16 protein-coding genes are annotated in these 20,254 nt (G+C 54.4%); 9 read left to right on the top strand and 7 right to left on the bottom strand.

Annotated elements, in window-relative coordinates; translation table 11 throughout:
* The first annotated feature begins 156 nt into the window (after window positions 1-156).
* From uvrA to VGK48_01850, 4 genes are read left to right on the top strand one after another with little or no spacing between them, the layout of a single operon-like run.
* Window positions 157-2,967 (top strand): excinuclease ABC subunit UvrA, encoded by a 2,811-nt coding sequence (gene uvrA / locus VGK48_01865; protein HEY2379904.1) that lies wholly within the window; start codon window positions 157-159, stop codon window positions 2,965-2,967.
* A 4-nt stretch (window positions 2,968-2,971) separates the two neighbouring features.
* Window positions 2,972-3,568 carry a D-sedoheptulose 7-phosphate isomerase gene (locus VGK48_01860; protein ID HEY2379903.1) on the top strand — a complete coding sequence of 199 codons (597 nt, stop codon included), beginning with the start codon at window positions 2,972-2,974 and terminating at the stop codon, window positions 3,566-3,568.
* Window positions 3,569-3,570: 2 nt separating this feature from the next.
* Window positions 3,571-4,545, top strand: a complete 975-nt coding sequence (locus tag VGK48_01855) for a hypothetical protein (protein HEY2379902.1) — start codon at window positions 3,571-3,573, stop codon at window positions 4,543-4,545.
* Complete coding sequence (locus VGK48_01850; protein ID HEY2379901.1) at window positions 4,542-5,315, top strand: CPBP family intramembrane glutamic endopeptidase; 774 nt, start codon at window positions 4,542-4,544, stop codon at window positions 5,313-5,315. The genes VGK48_01855 and VGK48_01850 overlap by 4 nt, the downstream gene beginning before the upstream one ends.
* Here VGK48_01850 and mqnC read toward each other — a convergent pair.
* The 3 genes from mqnC to VGK48_01835 all read right to left on the bottom strand — a co-directional run bounded on the left by mqnC (window position 5,312) and on the right by VGK48_01835 (window position 7,854).
* The gene (gene mqnC, locus VGK48_01845) at window positions 5,312-6,385 is read right to left on the bottom strand and encodes a cyclic dehypoxanthinyl futalosine synthase (GenBank protein HEY2379900.1); all 1,074 of its coding nucleotides are present in this window, start codon (window positions 6,383-6,385) and stop codon (window positions 5,312-5,314) included. The two genes, VGK48_01850 and mqnC, sit on opposite strands and share 4 nt — an antisense overlap.
* A 68-nt stretch (window positions 6,386-6,453) precedes the next feature.
* Window positions 6,454-7,305 (bottom strand): menaquinone biosynthesis protein, encoded by an 852-nt coding sequence (locus tag VGK48_01840; protein ID HEY2379899.1) that lies wholly within the window; start codon window positions 7,303-7,305, stop codon window positions 6,454-6,456.
* Between the two features lie 15 nt (window positions 7,306-7,320).
* Window positions 7,321-7,854 carry a hypothetical protein gene (locus VGK48_01835; GenBank protein ID HEY2379898.1) on the bottom strand — a complete coding sequence of 178 codons (534 nt, stop codon included), beginning with the start codon at window positions 7,852-7,854 and terminating at the stop codon, window positions 7,321-7,323.
* Between the two features lie 55 nt (window positions 7,855-7,909).
* Between VGK48_01835 and VGK48_01830 the strand changes: the two genes are divergently transcribed.
* Window positions 7,910-9,052: an NAD(P)/FAD-dependent oxidoreductase gene (locus tag VGK48_01830; protein HEY2379897.1), complete on the top strand. Its 1,143-nt coding sequence runs from the start codon at window positions 7,910-7,912 to the stop codon at window positions 9,050-9,052.
* Here VGK48_01830 and gyrA read toward each other — a convergent pair.
* The 4 genes from gyrA to dnaA form a co-directional block, all read right to left on the bottom strand.
* Window positions 9,049-11,538, bottom strand: a complete 2,490-nt coding sequence (gyrA, locus tag VGK48_01825) for a DNA gyrase subunit A (protein ID HEY2379896.1) — start codon at window positions 11,536-11,538, stop codon at window positions 9,049-9,051. The two genes, VGK48_01830 and gyrA, sit on opposite strands and share 4 nt — an antisense overlap.
* A gap of 6 nt (window positions 11,539-11,544) precedes the next feature.
* Complete coding sequence (gyrB, locus tag VGK48_01820) at window positions 11,545-13,968, bottom strand: DNA topoisomerase (ATP-hydrolyzing) subunit B (GenBank protein ID HEY2379895.1); 2,424 nt, start codon at window positions 13,966-13,968, stop codon at window positions 11,545-11,547.
* Between the two features lie 247 nt (window positions 13,969-14,215).
* Window positions 14,216-15,328 carry a DNA polymerase III subunit beta gene (dnaN, locus tag VGK48_01815; protein HEY2379894.1) on the bottom strand — a complete coding sequence of 371 codons (1,113 nt, stop codon included), beginning with the start codon at window positions 15,326-15,328 and terminating at the stop codon, window positions 14,216-14,218.
* Between the two features lie 174 nt (window positions 15,329-15,502).
* Window positions 15,503-16,804: a chromosomal replication initiator protein DnaA gene (gene dnaA / locus VGK48_01810; GenBank protein ID HEY2379893.1), complete on the bottom strand. Its 1,302-nt coding sequence runs from the start codon at window positions 16,802-16,804 to the stop codon at window positions 15,503-15,505.
* A gap of 182 nt (window positions 16,805-16,986) precedes the next feature.
* Here dnaA and rpmH point away from each other — a divergent pair, with 182 nt between their 5' ends.
* From rpmH to VGK48_01790, 4 genes are all read left to right on the top strand, one after another.
* Entirely contained in the window at window positions 16,987-17,133 is a 147-nt protein-coding gene (gene rpmH / locus VGK48_01805; GenBank protein ID HEY2379892.1) for a 50S ribosomal protein L34, read from the top strand.
* Between the two features lie 359 nt (window positions 17,134-17,492).
* The gene (gene yidD / locus VGK48_01800; GenBank protein HEY2379891.1) at window positions 17,493-17,717 is read left to right on the top strand and encodes a membrane protein insertion efficiency factor YidD; all 225 of its coding nucleotides are present in this window, start codon (window positions 17,493-17,495) and stop codon (window positions 17,715-17,717) included.
* A gap of 16 nt (window positions 17,718-17,733) precedes the next feature.
* Complete coding sequence (gene yidC, locus VGK48_01795; protein ID HEY2379890.1) at window positions 17,734-19,371, top strand: membrane protein insertase YidC; 1,638 nt, start codon at window positions 17,734-17,736, stop codon at window positions 19,369-19,371.
* A 2-nt stretch (window positions 19,372-19,373) separates the two neighbouring features.
* The coding region (locus tag VGK48_01790; protein ID HEY2379889.1) for a tRNA modification GTPase at window positions 19,374-20,254 on the top strand (881 nt) is incomplete at its 3' end.

Below are 20,254 nucleotides of genomic sequence, written 5' to 3'. Positions count from 1 at the left end.
ACCCGGCCACAGGAACCGACTGGGAGACCACGCATAAGCGGTATGCGGATCTTAAGCTTACGCTCGAAGGGCTCTATCAGGACCTTGCAAGCCGCTGGGAATTGATGGGGTAATGCGCTAAAATGGGGGGTTCTCGTCAGTCACAAATTCTGGACTATGCAGCACCGGACCATCCAAAACATTACCGTGCGCGGAGCGCGGCAGCACAATCTAAAAGGTGTTGACGTTGAGATCCCCAGGAACAAGCTGACAGTCATCACCGGCCTCAGCGGGTCGGGTAAATCCAGCCTCGCTTTTGACACCATCTATGCCGAAGGCCAGCGCCGCTACGTGGAATCGCTCTCGGCATATGCCCGTCAGTTCCTCGACAGGCTCGAACCGCCGGACGTGGACGGCATCGAAGGACTGTCTCCTGCAATTTCAATCGAACAGAAGACGGCCACACGAAGCCCCCGCTCGACGGTCGGCACGGTCACGGAGATCTACGACTACCTCCGTCTGTTGTTCTCATCGATCGGAATACCGCACTGCTACCAATGCGGCAAGCCGATCGCCAAGCAGACGCCCGATCAGATTGTCCGCCATTTGAAGGCACTGCCCGAGGGCGAACGCGTCATGATCCTCGCGCCGATTGTTCGAGGCCGCAAAGGCGAGTTCAAGAAGCAGCTCCAGGCATTGGCCAAAACGGGTTATGTCCGAGGGCGCATCGACGGCGTTCTTCACAACCTCGACGAATCGATCGAGCTCGACAGGAAAAAGAACCACTCGATCGAAATTGTCATCGACCGGCTTCTCATCAAGAAAGACATCGAGAAACGTCTCGAGGCTTCGGTGGAACAAGCCATCAAGCTTGCGAAGGGCATCGTGCTCGTCGCAATCGTGGACGGCGAAGAACGGCTGTATTCCGAGAAGATGGCATGCGTCGATTGCGGCGTGAGCATTCCCGCCGTTGAGCCACGCACTTTTTCCTTCAATAGCATTTATGGGGCTTGCGAAGTCTGCAACGGGCTCGGGATGAAGTACGACTACGATCCAGCCCGCATCCTGACCGACCCCACAAGGCCTCTGCTGAACGGCGCCCTCGGCCTGTCGGAAGGCTGGTTCGACGATGCGTTCGAAGAACAGATGCAGAAGATCGCGAACGCGCTTGGCGCCGACCTGTCGCTGCCGTTCGAGCAGCTGCCGCCGAAGGTACAGAATGCCGTTTTTCATGGCGTCAAAGAACGCGGAAACCGGATCGAAGGCATAATCGACATCCTGAACAACTACTACGGCGCAGACCCGCTGGCGGCAAACGATCTGGCGGACATTATGGTCACCAAGCCGTGCGCCGCATGCCACGGCGCACGCCTGAAACCGGAGAGCCTGGCCATCAAAGTTGCAGGCCGGGCGATTTCGGAGATCGTCGGCTGGCCCATCACGGATGCACTGAAATTTTTCGCGGCTCTTAAACTCGGCGGCCGCGAGGAAATAATCGCCGGCCGCATTATCCGGGAGATTCGTGAGAGGCTGGAGTTTCTCGATGCCGTCGGGCTGAATTACCTGAGCCTCGACCGGGCGGCCAACACGCTTTCCGGGGGCGAGAGCCAGCGGATACGGCTGGCGACGCAGATCGGTTCAAAACTTCGCGGCGTGCTGTACGTGCTCGATGAGCCTTCGATCGGACTGCATCACAAAGATAACGCCCGGCTGCTGGCAACGCTCGAAGAGCTCCGCGACCTGGGAAACACCGTCATCGTCGTCGAGCATGATGAAGAAACCATCCGGCGGGCGGACTATGTCCTGGATCTCGGGCCGGGCGCCGGAACCGAAGGCGGCTACGTCGTCGCGGCGGGCGCGCCGGATGACGTGGCGCAGACCGACCGGAGTTTGACCGGCCGTTATTTATCCGGAAAGCTGGAAATCGCCACACCTCACCAACGGCGGTCGCCAAACGGCAAGGCCCTGGTCGTTCGCGGCGCCTCCGAACATAATCTGCAACAGATCGATGTGTCGTTTCCTATCGGCGTAATGACGGTCATCACGGGCGTTTCGGGATCGGGAAAATCCACGCTCGTGAACGACATCCTGTATAAGGCGCTGGCGAAGAATATCTATCGCTCACTGGATGAGCCGGGCGCTCACAAATCGATCGAAGGACTGGAACTGATCGATAAGGTGATCGAGATCGATCAGTCGCCGATCGGCCGAACGCCGCGATCGAATCCCGCAACCTACACAGGCGTGTTCACGCCGATTCGCGAACTCTATGCCATGTTGCCGGAATCCCGGGCGCGGGGATACAAGGCAGGACGTTTCAGTTTCAATGTGAAAGGCGGCCGCTGTGAAGCCTGCCAGGGCGACGGTATGCGGAAAATTGAAATGAGTTTCCTTCCGAACGTCTATGTTGCCTGCGAAGTGTGCCGGGGCAAGCGATACAACAGTGAGACGCTCTCGATTCAATATAAGGGGATGTCGATTGCGGACCTGCTCAACGCCACAGTCGCAGACGCGTTACCGGTGCTCGGCAGCATTCCGCAGATCCAGTCGAAGCTGCAGACGCTGGTGGAGGTCGGGCTAGGCTATATCGGACTTGGACAATCGGCGACAACGCTTTCGGGCGGCGAAGCCCAACGCATCAAACTTGCGAAAGAGCTCAGCCGGCGCGCGACAGGCAAGACGCTCTATATCCTCGATGAACCGACGACCGGCCTGCATTTCGATGACGTCAAGAAATTGCTGGACGTTCTATGCCGATTGACAGACATGGGAAACACAGTAATTATTATCGAGCACCATCTCGACGTGATTAAAACGGCGGATTGGATCATCGATCTCGGCCCGGACGGCGGCTCCCACGGCGGGCGGATCATGGCGGCGGGGACGCCCGAACAGGTGGCAAAGGTCAAGAAATCATACACGGGCCAGGCATTGGCAGAGGTTCTGGCCCGGCCGCGCGCATCCGAACTCTCATTGAATCGAGACTGATACCATGAAACACGCAACGACTCTAATCGATCACTTCGTCAGCGAAAGCCTTCGAGTCAAAACCGCATTCTTTGAACAGAACAAAGAGTCCATCGCGCGGGCTGCCGAAACGATCGCGCACGGCCTGAAGAACGGTAAGAAGATGTTGTTCTTCGGAAACGGCGGCAGCGCAGCCGATTCACAGCATCTTGCGGCCGAGATGGTGGGAAGGTTCGGCCCGGATCGCTCTGCATTGCCAGGTATCGCTCTGACCACAGACACGTCGATCCTGACTGCCGTCGGCAACGACTACGGCTACGACAAGGTTTTTTCCCGGCAAATCGAAGCGCTGGGGCAGCCCGGCGACACCGCAATCGGCATCTCAACCAGCGGCAATTCGCCCAGTGTACTCGAGGCGCTCGACGCCGCCCGGGCCAAAGGTTTATTCACGGTCGGCTTTACGGGCGAGGGCGGTGGAAAGATGGTGGGCCGGTGCGAAGTTCTTTTTCGCGTGCCTAGCCGTGTGACCGCGCGCATCCAGGAAACACACATTCTGTTAGGCCATATTCTCTGCGAGTTGATCGACCGCGAGCTGTTTCCGGAAATCTATCCGCAAGATTAATCGTGGACAGCGAATATCGCCTCAAACCGCTGGATTTCGCAGGGATCTCCACCTACTCGCTCGAATCGCGAAAAAGCAAAGTCAGCACAGCCATGTTCGGAAAGCCGCTGGACGGTTCTGAAAACGTGCTGGGCTTCATTTCCAAACTGCCGCATATCCTCGCGGCGGAAAGCCTCCGCAAACTGATCCGGGCCGTGCTCTACGCCCGCTCGTCGGGCAAACCGATCCTGTGGGGGTTTGGAGGCCATGTCGTCAAGGTCGGACTCGGACCTGTGATCAACGACCTGATGCGCTCCGGGTTTGTGAGCGGAATCGCAATGAACGGCTCTGCCGCAATACACGATTTCGAAGTCGCCTTGCGCGGCACCACCTCGGAAGAAGTCGAAGAGCAGATCGGCGAGGGCCGCTTCGGAATGGCGCGGGAAACCGGCGAATACATGAATACGGCGATCAACAACGCAGCTGCAGGCCAACTGGGCCTGGGCGAAGGACTCGGACGATTTATCGCCGGCGCTGGATCGGCGGGCATCCAGTTCGAACATCGCGCCAGCAGCATTCTTGCCGAAGCGTATGCGGCAAAAATTCCGGTGACGGTCCACGTCGCGATTGGAACCGACATCATTCACGCGCATCCGCAAGCCTCGGGAAAGGCGCTGGGCGAAGCGACCTATCAGGATTTCCGCCTCTTCTGTAGCATCGCCGGAGAGCTGGATAGCGGCGGCGTCTACATCAACGTCGGCTCCGCAGTCGTTTTACCGGAGGTGTTTTTAAAGGCGGTTTCCGTAGTCCGCAATCTCGGCCACCGTCTTGAGGAATTCACAACCGCAAATCTCGACTTCATCCAGCATTACCGCCCCACTCAGAATGTACTGAAGCGGCCGACTCAGAATTCCGGACAATCTGTCGCGTTGACCGGGCATCACGAAATCATGGTTCCCCTGATTGCCGCCGCGTTGAAAGGCTCGCTGGAAAAGTGAGTTCTTCATTACCGGATCCACAGCCATTCGAAGAGCTCCAGCCGCCTTCGCCTCCGCCGCGAAACACCTGGTCCATGGTGGATCTGGTCGTTTTCGGCGTGTTCTTTGCGCTGACCGTTCTGCTGCTGCCTCTAGGCGTAATTCGTATCTGGAGGATCTTCGATCCGGAGCTTGCGGTTTCTAACTTGACGGCGACTGATCAGGTGCTTCTCCAAGGCGTCATGAATCTGGTAATTGTAGGGTTCATTGCGTTCCTGATAAAAGTGGTTCATGGGCAATCGTTCCTCTCAACGATTCATTGGTTCAAAAATCATGAATTTGGAACGGCGTTTCTGATTTCGCTCGGCGCTACATTGGCTGTATCGGTGTTGATCGTGTCGTCGTTTATTCCCTCAGGTACGGAGCCTCCGATCGAACGTCTCCTTTCAAACCAGACGGCAATATATGTCTTTGCGCTGTTCGGGATCGCCGTTGCTCCCTTGTTTGAGGAAATCATTTTTCGAGGCTTTCTGTTCAAGGTGCTGGACGACATTCGCGGCCCGGGTACGGCGGTTTCCGTGACGGCGATTCTATTTGCCTTGCTGCATTTGCCTCAGCTCTGGGGAAGCTGGGGAGGGGTGCTGTTGATTTTCGTGGTGGGTTACGTTCTTTCGTTCATCCGGCAGAAGTCGAATTCGCTTATTCCATCCTTCATCATTCATACGACGTACAACACCATGTTATTCGGAGTATTCGCACTCAGCAGTTTCGTCCAAAAAGGCGCGCACTAATTCACGTATCGCTCGTACAACGTCGTCCGCTGGCGCGCGATGAATCCGGCGTCTTCGATGACGCGCCGTAATTCGCCGTCATTGGCTCGGTTCCGGGCTCCCGCCGCGCTGATCACATTTTCCTCGATCATGATGCTCCCCATGTCGTTAACCCCGAATCGCAAACCGACCTGACCGATCTTCAAACCGACAGTCAGCCAGGAAACCTGAACGTTCGGGATGTTGTCGAAATAGATCCGGCTGAGCGCCAGAAGCCGCAGATATTCCGCTGCCGTGACCTCGGGAAGGTTGCGGAACGCGAGTTCAGTGTTCTCGTGTTGGAACGTCCAGGGAATGAATGCTGTGAAGCCACCGGTTTCATCCTGGAGATCCCGCAACCGTTCCAGATGCCGGATGCGATGATGAATGGTTTCACCGACACCGATCATCATCGTGCCGGTCGTCCGGAGACCAAGTCGATGCGCTTCGCGATGTACCATCAACCACTCGTCCGTTTTGCACTTGAGTGGGCTGATCTCGTTTCGGATTTCATCGTCGAGAATTTCGCCGCCGCCGCCCGGCATCGAATCCAGGCCGGCCGCTTTTAATCGGGCAAAGACATCGGGCACGCTGACCTTCGAGACGCGGGCAATATTCAGGATTTCAGGCGGCGAAAAGCAGTGGCAGTGAATCTTGAACCGTTCTTTGATGCCCGATAGAAGACGTTCGTAATAGTCGATTCTCAAATCGGGATGTACGCCACCTTGCATCAGAATACCAGTGCCTCCAAGGGCGAGCGTTTCTTCGATTTTCTTATAAATTACGTGCTCGGGCAGAACATACGCTTCAGCGTCGCCTTTCACCCGATAGAAGGCACAAAATGTGCAGAATTCCTTGCAGACATTGGTGTAATTGATATTCCGGTCAATGATGTAGCTGATGACATTGTCCGGATGGAGCCGTTGCCGGATGCGATCCGCGCACGCAGCGAGATCGAGCAGATCAGCCTGCTCAAAAAGGTATACCGCCTCGTCCGAATCGATGCGACCGCCGTTCGCGGCGGATTCCAATATCGTTTGAATGTTTCTCATCTTGTTACCGGTTTCGCCCTATCGGGCTCACATTCGCGCCGCTCATCCTGTTACTTGTTTCGCTCCGCTTATGCAAACTGCAGCCTTCGGGTTGACTTGATCGCGCCGACCTTGGCCGCCATTTCGTAGAACAGATCGAGCGCCTGCAGACACGATTCATCCATATAGTAATGCACGTTTTTCTCGAGATAGTCCTGAATAGATTCTTTTTTGATCTGGAGCGTTTCGCTATAGCGGGTTGCAATGTCCGGAATGTTCGCGACCCCAAAGTCTCGCGATTGTTTCAGAGTATCCACGATCGATTCGTCCTTGAAGCCGCCCCGAACGGCCCAGAATGCGAAAACGAAAGGCAAGCCGGTTAGAAATCGCCAGCGTTCCGCGAGGTCGAAGACTTCAAGCGGCTCGGCGCCGTGGCGCAAAAATGGTTTCTGCAGCTCTGCATTGGGCCGGTCGTTTTGCTCCATGAATTTCAGCGCATTGTCACCGATCAAAAGAGCGGCGTCGCTTTGAGCCAGCATATTCCCGAGGTCCGGTTCCGCGGGCCGAAAATCAGGATGGGTGTGATAGAACTCGTTAAAGATAATTTTCGACAGAGCCACGGACGTTCGCGAACCGTTATCGCAGGCAACCGTCTTCACCTTCCATAAAGGAAGTTCGCTGACGAGAATCACGCTGCGCACATAGTAAGGCGACGCCACGGCCGGGCCGGGAACAATCCGGCAATCCTTGATGCGCTGAAATTCGATCGATGGGATGAGACCGATATCGACTCCACCGCGGCTGAGCTGCTCCGCACATTCCGCGGGCGTGCTCAGCAGGGAATCGAACTTCTCTTTGTGTGCGCCTTCCAGGATTCCCCATGCCAGGGGGACGGCGTTTAGATATTTAACGATGGAGATCTTATTCTTCGCCTTGCTCATGCGAGGAATATTGTATTACGTGATATCAAACTGCCGGAACATGTACTGGTAAAAGGGGTCGTTTATATAGAGTTTGACCCAGTTCAAACCCACGACGCACTGTTCGAACTGTTCCGAAAGCTTGCGGTAAACGCGTGTCCCTGATGAACAATCCATTTGGGCGACGATTGTGTAGGAGCGGCGGCCGGTTTCCGCATAGTAATCGGGACTGACCGTCCGGTGGCCGTATGTAAGGCTTTCGGGAAAAAGGCCGAGGTTGAAGAGCGTCAGATCGCCGAGGTGCTTGTAGTAGTCACGGCGGAGGTCGGGCGACATCTCGTTGCCGGCCTGAGCGAGCAGGTCGAACAAGTACTGGGGGCCACGGCATTCCGGGTCTTTGCCGCGGTACATATTGTCAATCTGAACGAACTCCGTCAGGAGATTCGTGATGTAACGGATCGTTTCGGGATCATGGAGGTTGAGCTGACCCATGCCGCGTTCCGTCAACTGGCGAAAGAGCGTACGGAGAGGATGATCAGCGGGAATGGTGTATCTTGTTTTTTCAATCATGCCCCGTTTCCTCTGTTAACATAGACGGCCTTCGCGCGCCAATGTTTGGAGAGTCATGCAAATAACCATCGTTGGTGCAGGTCCTTCCGGATCCTGGGCTTCCATTCTTCTGGCGCGCCGCGGACATTCTGTAACCCTCATCGACTCCCAGGCGCCGTGGGAAAAACCCTGTGGCGGAGGAGTCACTGCAAAAGCGCTCTCCAGCTTCGGAATCTTCGAATCGGACCTGCCGCGAAACAAGGTCGAACAGATCACCATCTACTTTGGTGACAAGTTATCCGTAACGGTTACTCCGCAAGATCCGATAGCCGTGGTTTCCAGGCGGGAACTTGGGCGATACCTGCTCGATGAGGCCGGGAAATCAGGCGTTTCCATCATCAAAAGCCGCGTCACCCGTATCGAACAGGAGCGGCGCGGCTGGGTGCTCCGTACCCGGGACACTTCACTGCAATCAGATTTCCTTATCGGGGCTGATGGGGCCTCCAGCCTGGTGCGGCGATCCGTCAGCAGTGGGCTGCCGCCTGAAGATCTTTCCGTAACGCTGGGATATTTCATTCCTGGTAAATTTCAGCCCCATATGAAGATATATTTCGTGCAGGGCTTTGAAGGTTATATCTGGTCTTTCCCGCGGGACAATCACACGTCATACGGCCTGATCACGCGCAGCGAGCCAGGATGGACCTCCCGCGCGAAGATGCTGCTTTCAAACTTTATCGCCGCCGATCTCGGCACTGAGATTCTGGAACAGGCCGAATTCTACAGCGCACCTGTTCCCTGTCTGGGTCCACAGGCATGGAAGAAGAATCGGATTTCCGGCGCCGGCTGGGCGTTGCTCGGTGACGCGGCGGGCCTGGTGGATCCCATCACCGGCGAAGGCATTTACTATGCATTCCAATCGGCGCAGATTCTGGCGGACACGATTGAGGAACCGGGCCAGTATGAGGCCAAAGTGGGAGCCACGATCGGACGTGAGCTGACGCGGGCGGGCCGCATGTACAAACGATTTTACCGCGGCAGGTTCCTTGGCGGCGACTTCAAGAAGCGAACCGTACAGTTCTCCCGGCGCAGTCGTACCCTGAGAGGGATTCTGGGGAACCTGATTGCGGGCAATCAGAGTTATCTGAGTCTGAAGAAGAAGCTGGTGTTTTCGCTCCCCGCGATCAGCATCGATTTGATCACGGGGAGAGGCGCAGGTTAATTCACGGTTGGCGGAGGCTCTTCTTCCTTCGCTTCGGGTTCAACCAACGTCGCGGCCGTCACCTTGTCGTCTTCATCCAGGTGAATCAAGCGCACTCCCTGGGTGGCGCGGCCGACGGAACGAATATCTTGCGAACGGACTCGAATCAACTTGCCGTTAGCCGTCATGACGAGGATGTCCGAATCCTCCTGGACACGCATGATGGAGACGACTTTGCCGTTCTTCGCCGTCGTCTTCACATTGATGATGCCTTTGCCGCCGCGGCCTTGCGTCCGGTACTCCTCCACGGCTGTACGCTTACCAAAACCGCCTTCGGTAACGGTGAGCACGTTGTCGTTCTCATTCGTGGAGGCGATCATGCTGACAACATAGTCTCCTTCATCCAGCCGGATTCCGATGACTCCGTAGGCCTGGCGGCCCATCTCACGCACATCATCGTGCAGGAAACGAATGGACATCCCATCGTGGGTACCGATCAAGACAGTTTCATTGGCGGAGACGAGTTCGGCGGCGATCAACTCATCGTCATCAGGCACACCCATGGCAATAATGCCGCGCTGTGTCGGATTGCTGAACGCTTCAAGCGACGTCTTCTTCACCGTACCGCTGCGAGTGGCCATGATCACGGAGACCTTCGAATCGAAATCCTTGACGGAGAGGAGCGCGCGGACTTTTTCTTCCGCTGAAAGATTGGCCAGGTTGACTATGGCCTTGCCGCGGCCGGCGCTGCCGACATCGGGAATTTCATACACTTTGAGCCAATAGAGCCGGCCGCGATCGGTAAACACCAGGACGTAGCTGTGCGTGTTTGCGACAAAGACGTTTGTGACGGGATCCTCGTCTTTTGTCCGCATCCCAATGCGGCCTTTGCCGCCGCGGCCCTGGTTCCGGTATACGGATGCCGGCGTTCGCTTCAGATATCCGCTGTGCGTGACGGTGATGACGGCGTCCTCTTCGGCAATCAAATCTTCCAGGCGAATCTCGGTTTCTTCCTCGATGATCTGCGTGCGACGGGCGTCGCCGTATTTCTTCTGAACGTCGCGCAGTTCTTTGATGATGACCTGGCGGAGCCTGGCATCGCTCGCGAGGATCTCCTTCAATTCGTTGATCCGCGTCTGGAGTTCAGCCAGTTCGTCTTCGATTTTCTGACGCTCGAGACTCGTCAAGCGTTGCAACTGCATTTCTAGAATTGCTTTTGCCTGAATCTCCGTGAATTCGAACGTCGTGATTAACCCCTCGCGGGCTTCGACGCTGGTCTTTGCCGCACGAATCAGTTTGATGATGGCGTCGATATGGTCGAGCGCTTTCTTGAGACCTTCGAGGATATGCGCTCGGGCCTCGGCCTGGCGTAATTCATATTGGGTGCGGCGGCGGACGACATCGACGCGGTGTTCAACGAAGAGCCGCAGGAGCTCGAGAAGAGATAGAACCTTTGGCTGTCCGTTGACAATTGCAAGATTGATGACACCGAACGTGGTCTGCATCGCCGTCAATTTGTAAAGATTGTTCAGAACCACGAGGCCCTGTTCGCCGCGCTTGAGCTCGATGACAACGCGCATACCGTGGCGATCGCTCTCATCCCGGATATCGCCGATGCCTTCGAGCCGTTTTTCATTCACGAGCTCGGCGATTTTCTCGATCAATCGTGCCTTGTTCACCTGATATGGGATTTCGGTAACGATGATAACGTCACGGTCTTTTCCCTGCCGCTCAATGGTCGCTCGCGCCCGCATCATCACCTGCCCGCGGCCGGTCTGATACGCCTGCCGGATTCCGCTGCGGCCATGAATGATTCCTGCCGTCGGAAAATCCGGACCGGGAATGTGAGCCATCAGGTCTGGGAGGCTGGCCTGAGGATTCTCGATCAGGTGGACGACGGCTTCGCAAACTTCGGTGAGATTGTGCGGTGGCATGTTCGTGGCCATGCCGACCGCAATACCGTTCGAGCCATTCACCAGAAGATTTGGAACCTTGCTGGGCAGGTAGGAGGGTTCTTCGCGATCTTCGTCATAGTTGGGTACAAAATCGACCGTCTCTTTCTCGATATCCTCGAGAAGCGCCTCGCCGAACGGCGCCATCCGCGCTTCGGTGTACCTCATTGCTGCGGGGGGATCTCCGTCGATGGACCCGAAGTTTCCTTGGCCGTCGACCAACGGATATCTGTAAGAGAAGTCCTGCGCCATTCGCACCAGGGCGTCGTAGATCGGGCTGTCACCGTGCGGGTGATAGTTGCCCATCACTTCGCCTACGATTTTGGCGCATTTGCGATACGCGCGATTGGACGCAAGTCCCATGTCGCGCATGCCGACAAGAATGCGGCGATGAACCGGCTTCAGGCCATCGCGCACGTCGGGCAAGGCACGTCCGATAATGACGCTCATTGCGTAGTCGACGTACGACTTCCGCATCTCGTCTTCGATGTTTACCGGGACAAGGTTTGCCGGAGGAGGCGGTGGTGGTGGTGTCGGTGTGATCTCGTCTGCCATACGGTTTTAGATATCCAGGTTCTTCACTTCCAGCGCATTGTCTTCAATGAATTTCCGGCGAGGTTCAACAGCATCGCCCATCAGCACAGTGAAAATGGCGTCCGTGTCGACGGCGTCCTTGATCTGGACTTGCAGCAGGGTGCGTTTCTCGGGATCCATCGTGGTTTCCCAGAGTTGCTCAGGATTCATTTCTCCCAGACCTTTATATCGCGTGATCTGGAGGTCTTTCTTGCCCAGATTCATAATGTGATCGATCAATGCCTGACGATCTTTCAGTGTTGCTGTTGTGGATTCTGTTTTGGCGGTGAATGGCGCATGGTCCAATTCGCCGAGAGCTTTGTGCAAAACCAGCAGGCGTTGATATTCGGGACTGGAGAGTTGCTGATAAGCGATTAATCGTGGCGACTGACTCCCCTGGTGATAAAGGAGCTTCTGTACGCTGTGCTCCTCATCCGTGGACACCTCTACGGAATAGCCGAATGCCTCGATTTTTTGCGCGATGTCCTTCATTTTTTCTGCATCGGCCAACAACACCCGGTTATCGGCGCCCATGGAAAGAAGAAGATCCGTAATGCGCCCGTCGCGGAAATGGCGATCGACACGTTGGAAAACACCGTTCAGTTCGATCATCTTCTCCAGGAAGCTCGTCAGCTCGCGGCCCTTCAGTTCATGGCCGTTTGCTTCGATGGTGAGATTCTCGGTTGCTTTCTTCAGGAGGAAGCGGGACATCTGACGCTCGTCCTTGATGTACTGCTCGCTTTTTCCCTTTTTCACTTTGAAGAGCGGTGGTTGTGCAATGTAGATATTGCCGTTTTCAATAAGCTGCCCCATCTGGCGGTAGAAAAACGTCAGCAGGAGCGTTCGGATGTGCGAACCGTCAACGTCGGCGTCCGTCATGATGATGACTTTGTGGTACCGCAGCTTCGAAACATCGAAATCGTCCTGTCCGATTCCGGTGCCCAATGCAGTGATCATGGCCACAATTTCCTGATGCGTGAGCATCTTGTCGTATCGCGCCTTCTCGACATTCAGGATCTTTCCTTTGATCGGCAGAATCGCCTGCGTCCGGCGGTCTCGGCCCTGCTTTGCGGACCCGCCGGCGGAATCTCCCTCAACAATGAAGATTTCTGCGTTTTCCGGGGATCGTTCCTGGCAGTCCGCCAATTTTCCAGGTAAGGACATGCTATCGAGAGCCCCTTTGCGGCGCACCAGTTCGCGGGCCCGCCGTGCAGCTTCACGCGCGCGCGCGGCTTCGATGGCTTTGCCGATGACCTTTTTACCAAGCCCGGGATTCTCTTCCAGATAATTACTGAGACCCTCGTTGACGAGCGTTTCGACAATTCCTTTGACTTCACTATTGCCAAGCTTGGTCTTCGTCTGGCCTTCAAACTGGGGATTCGGTAGTTTTACACTGATGACCGCGACCAATCCTTCACGCACATCATCTCCGGACAGGTTCTCTTTCACTTCCTTGAAGAGGTTGTTGGCCATCGCATAACTGTTGAGGCTTCGGGTCAAGGCGGACTTGAAGCCAATCATGTGCGTGCCGCCTTCATGCGTGTTGATGTTGTTCGCGAAGGTGAATATCTGCTCCTGATAGGCGTCGTTGTATTGCATCGCAATCTGCAGATCGATGCCGTCGCGAAGACCTTCGAAATAGATCACCTTGTCATGCAGTGCGTTTTTGTTCTTATTCAGATGCTCCACGAAGGAGACGATTCCACCGGTGTAATGGAATTCGTGCTTCTTTTCGGTTCGCGCGTCTTCGATCGTGATCAGAAGGCCACGATTCAAAAAGGCCAGTTCCCGAAGCCTCTGGGACAGAACATCAAAACTAAAATCCGTTGTTTCAAAGATTTGATCATCGGGCCTGAAGGTAACTTTCGTTCCGCGACGGTCGGTATGACCGGTCATCTCAAGCGGACCCGCTGGAACACCTCGGTTGTAGCTCTGAACGTACACTTTCCCGCCGCGCCAGATTTCGAGATTCAGCCAATCCGATAGCGCATTAACGACGGATATTCCGACGCCGTGAAGACCTCCAGAAACTTTATACGCAGAATTATCGAACTTGCCGCCCGCGTGCAGCTTCGTCAGCACAACTTCTGCTGCGGGTTTGCCTTCCTTCGGCATAATTTCCGTAGGAATACCGCGGCCGTTATCGATAACAGTGGCAGAGTTGTCGATATGTAGGACGACGTGAACTTCTGTACAGAAGCCGGCCAGGGCTTCGTCGATCGAATTATCGACAACTTCGTAAACAAGGTGATGTAACCCATCGATTCCCGTCGAACCGATGTACATGGCGGGACGCTTCCGAACTGCTTCTAACCCCTCTAGAACCTTGATATGTTCAGCGCCGTAATCGGCGTCGGTTCTGGGGGGCTCTCCCTGCCCGTTTCCACCTGGATATTCAATTTGTTCTGCCATCTATTCGCACCTGCTCGCCCCGAGGCGGATATCGCGTGCTTCGGTTTTCCTTGGAAATGCTCGGAGAGAAAAGACTTCTCGCTCCGCTCAGAAAAGTAACATTTATTTTATCAAAAATCGGGGATTTCCGGCAGGGAAAGTTAGCGCCATTGAAGACCAAAATGCCGTTTATGTAGTGGATTACTGATCTGACACTCTCAATATATTGTATGGTCGAAAGAGGCCCAATCCTACAGTTAAAGAATACCTAGATCCGCATTGGCATCACCACATAACGATAGTTGTAGTCGGTGGCGGGCTGGCTGCGCAATTGGGCGGCGCTCTCGCTATCTTTGAATTCGAGGTTTACTTCGGGTTCGTCTGCAGTGGTCAGGAAGTCGAGTAAATATTGGAAGTTAAATCCAACCTGCAGGTCTTCCTTCTTGTAATCGACCTCCAACGTCTCATGGGCCTCGCCCAGGTCAGAATGACTGGCGGTGAGTTCAAGAGAGCCGGCTCCCAGGGCAAGTTTAACAGTTCGTGAGCGCTCGTCTGAAAGGATCGCAACCCGTTTGATTGCGGCGCCGAGTTCGTCGCGTCCTATTGTGACGATTCTGTCGTTGTTGCGCGGCAATACGGCTTCATAGTTCGGAAACTGCCCGGTCAGCATGCGCGAAATCAGGAGCCGCTTGCCCATGTCAAAGAACAGATGGTTATCATCCTTTGAAAAGCCGATCCGTTCTGTGTCTGCACTCTCTGAAATCATTCGCAGCAATTCACTCATCGCTTTCTTTGGAACAATAACCTTTATCTCTTCAGTAACATCTTCGAGCTCTTCCAGTTTTTCCACATGGGCAAGGCGATGACCATCAGTGGCAACCATGGTGATTGAACCGGGCTTGAGCAACAGCAATGCGCCACTGAGAGTGTACTTGGAGTCTTCGGTACTGATCGCAAAGATGGTTCTTGCGATCAGTTTTGCCAGGACGTCTGCGGGAATCCTAACAACCGTTGCTTTCGCTTCAGGAAGAGCCGGAAAATCTTCCTGCGGAAGACCGGCGATGCGAAACCGGCTGGAACCGCAGGTTACGGTAACCCAGTTGGCTTCACCTCGCTTGAATTTGATTTCTTTGTCGGGTAAGGCACGGACAATTTCATACAGCCGTTTTGCAGGTAATGTAATCGTACCGGGATTGGTCGTCTTGGAGGGACAAAGAGACTTCAGTCCTATTTCCAGATCTGTCGCTGCAATATGAAGTTCTCCACCTTCGGCGCGGACAAGAACATTGGCAAGAATCGGAATAGTGGTCTTGCGCTCGACAACTCCCTGAATGAGAGTCAACTCCTGTAAGAGATCAAACTTCCTGACTGTAAATTCCATAGTGTTATTAATAACTCCTATTTGTAGTCAGCTGAATATCTGCGCCAGAGACGCGATCACCAATCGTTAGTTCAAATTACAAGGAAATCAGGCTGTGAATAACAGCGCACTGATCCTGTGGATACAGTGTGGAACGATTATCCCTATCGGTTTTCCACAACTGGTCCACATGATTTACTTGAAGGATGATAAAAAGTTTTGGATCTGGCGGCTGAATTCTCCATCACGCTGGCAAAGCGCTTCGATCTTATTGACGGAATGTAAAACGGTCGTATGGTGCTTATCTCCAAATTCCCGCCCGATTTGAGGCAGCGAGGCGCCCGTCAGTTTTTTGCATAGGTACATGCATATCTGCCGGGGCATTGCAACGGATTTGGAATTGTTCTTCGATTTCAAATCTTGAACCCGCATTTTGAAATGATCCGCAACGACTTTCTGGATCATTTCGACATTGATGGCTCGTTCGGTTGGTCCGAGGATGTCATGCAATGTTTCCTGAGCCATCGCAAGAGTAACCTCGGACCCCTTGAGAGAGCAGTAGGCAATTAAACGGACGAGTGCGCCTTCGAGTTCTCGGATATTCGATTTGATTTTGCTTGCGATATAGAGCGCAACGTTGTCTGGAAGAGAAATATTTTGGCGCTCTGCTTTCTTCCTGATGATGGCGACTTTCGTTTCGAGATCGGGAGGTTGAATGTCGGCGATCAAGCCCCACTCGAAACGGGAGTGAAGGCGTTCCTCCAATGTAGGTATCTCCCGTGGAGGACAATCTGCCGAAATAATGATTTGCTTGTGCGTGTCGTACAAGGAATTGAACGTATGGAAGAATTCTTCCTGCGTCCGTTCCTTGCCAGCGATAAATTGGATATCGTCGATCAACAGGACATCGTTATTGCGATACCGTTCCTTGAAACTGAGCATCTTGTCATAACGGATCGCATTGATTACTTCATTGGTGAACTTTTCGGTGGATATATAGCTCAAACGCAACTGCTTGTTGCTCAACTTGATCATGTGCCCAATTGCATGCATCAAGTGCGTTTTTCCGAGGCCCACGCCCCCGTAAAGAAATAAGGGATTGTAGGCTTTCGACGGCTTCTCGGCGACGGCCAGTGCGGCGGCGTGCGCGAACTGGTTCGAGGACCCGACAACAAAAGAATCGAATGTATATTTCGGATTGAGGGTGTTGTCGATCGATTCGAAATCGAGTTTGCCTTGTGCCGGCGTTACCGGGTCGGGTGGGGCCTTTTCGGTGATGTAGATCACGCTGATGTCGCCGATACCTGCAAGCTTGGAGGCCTCCAGGACGACGTCGATATGATCGTTCAGCCAATCCTGAAAAAGCGCGTTAGGAACGCGAACATAGAGCGCTTTATCGTCGTGTCTGATGAGTTGCGTCGGTTTGAACCACGTGTTGTAGCTTTGCTGGTTGACTTTCTTTTCAACGATATCGAGAACTTGCTGCCAGGTGTCCATTTCTCAGTCACTTAAAAAGGGTGAGATTTCCACAGAATTTTCCACACATGTGGAAAAAACCAGTCCAATTGGCGTGAGAGCCGCGAAAGGTTAGCACTTCCATTTCTCGTTTTCAACGACGCGTTTTCCAAGCTTTTAGCGGGCCGATGTGTTAAATTTAAGGTTTTCGAAGGAGCAGACGAATGCCACAGAGGACATACCAACCGAACAACCGCCGTCGTGCGAAAACGCACGGATTCCGCGAGCGGATGAAGACCCGTGGCGGGCGGCTCGTGCTGAAAGCGAGGCGGGATAAGGGCCGCAAGCGAGTAGCAGTAGAGCACTATTAGTGCTTTCCAGCCGTGCCTGTTGCCGGGTCGAATGCATTTCCAAAGGATTTTCGACTGCGGAATGCCGCAGAATTTAAAAAAGTTTACGGGAAAGGCTCCAAACGGGTTTCGCGCTCCTTTGTGTTGTTCGCGCTGCGAAACGGTCTGGAACACAGCCGATTTGGCCTGACGACACCTAGAAAACTCGGCAAAGCGCACGATCGAAATCGAGTCAAGAGGCGCGTCCGGGAAATTCTCCGAACTTCATTGACGGTAATACCTGTCGGCTTTGATTTTGTGTTGAACCCGCGGCGCTCCTGCAACGAGCGAAGGTTTGAAGAACTTCGAGATGAACTGATCGCTCTTTTCGGAGCGGAAAAATGAATCTGAAATTCACGCGCAGCCTGGGACTAACGGTTTTGAAAGTCTATAAGCTGGTTGTTTCACCCTGGCTGCCTCCTGCCTGCCGGTTTACTCCCACATGTTCCGAATATGCCAGTGAAGCGATTGGAGAATATGGGCTGTTACGCGGAGTTGTGCGAGCGGCCGGTAGACTTCTTCGCTGCCATCCTCTGCACCGCGGAGGATTCGATCCCTTGAGGTAGAGAGCTTAAATTTTTAATGGAAAAACGAGTCATTATCGCTTTCGTCCTGTCGTTCGTCGTGCTGTATGCATTTCGGGCGCTTTATTCACCGCCGCCGACAGGACAAGAGCCGCAGCAAGCCGCGCAGGCTTCGCCCCCTTCGTCACAGAAAGCTCCCGTGGTCCCACCCTTACAACAGAATGTCGAAGCCCCGGAAGTTGCACACGCAGCCGAAATCCAAGGCGGAAAAACAGAGGACTTTACGGTCGATACGCCTCTGTATACGGCAATTGTTTCGAACATCGGCGGTGTTTTGAAGAGTTACAAGCTCAAGGATTACACGGACGGCGCAGGCCATTCCCTCGAACTCATCAATCAGTCCGCCCCGATGCAGGTGGGGTCGCCTCTGGCGATTACCACCGGCGATAAAACCATCGACGATCAACTTGCGAAAGCGGCGTTTGCCGGCCATCGGGAAGGTGATTCGCTGAGTTTGGAGTTTGCAGGGAGTGGTCTGTATGTGCGGAAGGACCTGGCCTTCGATAAGGACAAATATCTCTTTTCGCTTAAGGCGACTGTTACGAAGGAAGGCAAACCCGTTCCGTATTCCCTCGTATGGCAGGGCGTATTCGGCGATCAGTCCATCGCGCAGGATGTTGCCAGGAAGAATGCCGTTTACCAATCGGATGTGAACGCATACAAACGCGTCGCATTGCGGAGCCTGAAGGATCCGCAGGACTTCAACAGTCCCCGCGCGGGTGTGGAAGATCAGTACTTTCTGGCCGCGTTCATGTTTGGGATGCCCGAGGCTGTCAAGATCCGGAAACAGGAATACAACGGTCCGGACGGCAAGCCGGTGCCGTCGCTGGCTGTTTCTTACTCGGTGCCGCAGGACACGGCAATTCGGATCTATGTTGGACCGAAGCAGCGTCAGTCGCTGCAGCAAGCGGATCCTGAACTGTACGCCGCGTTGGATTATGGATACTTCGGCTTTATCGCGAAGCCATTGCTGGACATCCTGCTTTGGATCCACAAATACGTCGGTAATTTCGGTTGGGCCATCATTCTGTTGACCGTGGGGTTGACCTTGATTCTCTTTCCTTTGAGACTCAAGCAACAGGTTTCGATGCTGAAGATGCAGAAGATTCAGCCGCACATGCGGCGCCTGCAGGATCAGTACAAGAAGCTGAAAGCGAGCGACCCTCGGCGAACCCAAGTGCAAACGGACATGATGAATTTGTACAAAGAGCACGGTGTCAACCCCATGGGAGGTTGCCTGCCACTCCTACTACAAATGCCGTTACTGTTTGCCTTTTACAGTGCCCTGGGTTATTCGATCGAGCTTCGCAGGGCGCCCTGGATCTTCTGGATCAAGGACTTATCCCAGCCGGACCCCTATTACATCATTCCGATTGCAATGGCGGTCGCGATGTTTGCGCAGCAGAAGCTGACTCCTACACCTAACGTAGATCCGGCTCAGGCCAAGATGATGCTGGTCATGCCGATCGTCTTCACGTTCATGTTTCTGAATTACGGCAGCGGGTTGGCCTTGTATTGGTTGACGAGCAACATCATCAGCGTGGGACAACAAATCTTCATCAATAAGTATTGGTCCCCGCAGGCAGAAGCAAAGCTCCGCGCCCGTCCTCGGCCGAACGAACAGCAAGGAACCTGATCATGCAGGAGGGCCTGCACAAAATCGTTTCGAGCGCCGAAACGATTGTCGCGATATCGACCCCTCTTGGGCACAGCGGCGTGGGGGTTCTCCGAATATCAGGATCGCAGGTGCCAGCCATCGCGCGTCGCTTTTTTAAGCCGAGCCGGCCGGGTGGGCAGTGTGTTCATCGAGAGGCGGTAGTCGGCCGCTGGCTGGATTCCGCCGGTGAGCAGATCGACGAAGTTGTTGCGACCTTCTTCCAGAGTCCTCACTCCTATACCGGCGAAGACGTTCTGGAAATCAGCGCTCACGGAAATCCAATGATTCTGAGCCGGATCCTGGAAACCGCCCGGTCTTCAGGCGCCCGAATCGCGGCTCCCGGCGAATTTACACTCCGCGCGGTCGCGCACGGCAAAATGGATCTGATTCAAGCGGAGTCGGTGCGCGAGTTCATCGAAGCGCAAACCTCACAGCAGGCAAAAACGGCCCTGCGGCAGATCGGCGGTTCGCTCTCGAAACGGATTCGCCCCGTCAAAGACAAACTGGTCGGTGTCATCGCACATCTCGAAGCCGGTATCGACTTTGCAGAGGACGATGTCGACGTGCCTGCAAATATATTCATTTTCGACACTCTTCAGCCAATACGCCAGGAACTCAACGCATTATGCGATAGCTTTGGCTATGGCAAATTGCTCTCACAGGGTTTGCGGTTAGCGATTCTTGGAAAGCCGAACGTTGGAAAATCGAGCCTGTTCAATCGCCTGGTTTCGGCAGAACGTGCGATCGTCACAGAGATTCCAGGCACCACGCGCGACGTTCTGAGGGAAAAGATCGATATCGAAGGGGTGCCGCTTTCGCTGGCGGATACAGCTGGATTGCGCGAGACAACAGATTTCGTGGA

Source organism: Terriglobia bacterium (assembly GCA_036496425.1).
In the GTDB taxonomy this organism is placed as follows: Bacteria; Acidobacteriota; Terriglobia; order 20CM-2-55-15; family 20CM-2-55-15; genus 20CM-2-55-15.
Note: the sequence above shows the minus strand (reverse complement) of the source record. Positions and strands in the feature narration are given on the sequence as shown.

Coding starts and splice junctions, on each gene's coding strand:
- rpmH (HEY2379892.1), top strand. CDS start 16,987: ATGCCACAGAGGACATACCAACCGAACAACCGCCGTCGTGCGAAAACG.
- VGK48_01830 (HEY2379897.1), top strand. CDS start 7,910: ATGCAAATAACCATCGTTGGTGCAGGTCCTTCCGGATCCTGGGCTTCC.
- gyrB (HEY2379895.1), bottom strand. CDS start 13,968: ATGGCAGAACAAATTGAATATCCAGGTGGAAACGGGCAGGGAGAGCCC.
- yidC (HEY2379890.1), top strand. CDS start 17,734: ATGGAAAAACGAGTCATTATCGCTTTCGTCCTGTCGTTCGTCGTGCTG.
- uvrA (HEY2379904.1), top strand. CDS start 157: ATGCAGCACCGGACCATCCAAAACATTACCGTGCGCGGAGCGCGGCAG.
- dnaA (HEY2379893.1), bottom strand. CDS start 16,804: ATGGACACCTGGCAGCAAGTTCTCGATATCGTTGAAAAGAAAGTCAAC.
- gyrA (HEY2379896.1), bottom strand. CDS start 11,538: ATGGCAGACGAGATCACACCGACACCACCACCACCGCCTCCTCCGGCA.
- dnaN (HEY2379894.1), bottom strand. CDS start 15,328: ATGGAATTTACAGTCAGGAAGTTTGATCTCTTACAGGAGTTGACTCTC.
- VGK48_01860 (HEY2379903.1), top strand. CDS start 2,972: ATGAAACACGCAACGACTCTAATCGATCACTTCGTCAGCGAAAGCCTT.
- VGK48_01835 (HEY2379898.1), bottom strand. CDS start 7,854: ATGATTGAAAAAACAAGATACACCATTCCCGCTGATCATCCTCTCCGT.
- mqnC (HEY2379900.1), bottom strand. CDS start 6,385: ATGAGAAACATTCAAACGATATTGGAATCCGCCGCGAACGGCGGTCGC.
- VGK48_01840 (HEY2379899.1), bottom strand. CDS start 7,305: ATGAGCAAGGCGAAGAATAAGATCTCCATCGTTAAATATCTAAACGCC.
- yidD (HEY2379891.1), top strand. CDS start 17,493: ATGAATCTGAAATTCACGCGCAGCCTGGGACTAACGGTTTTGAAAGTC.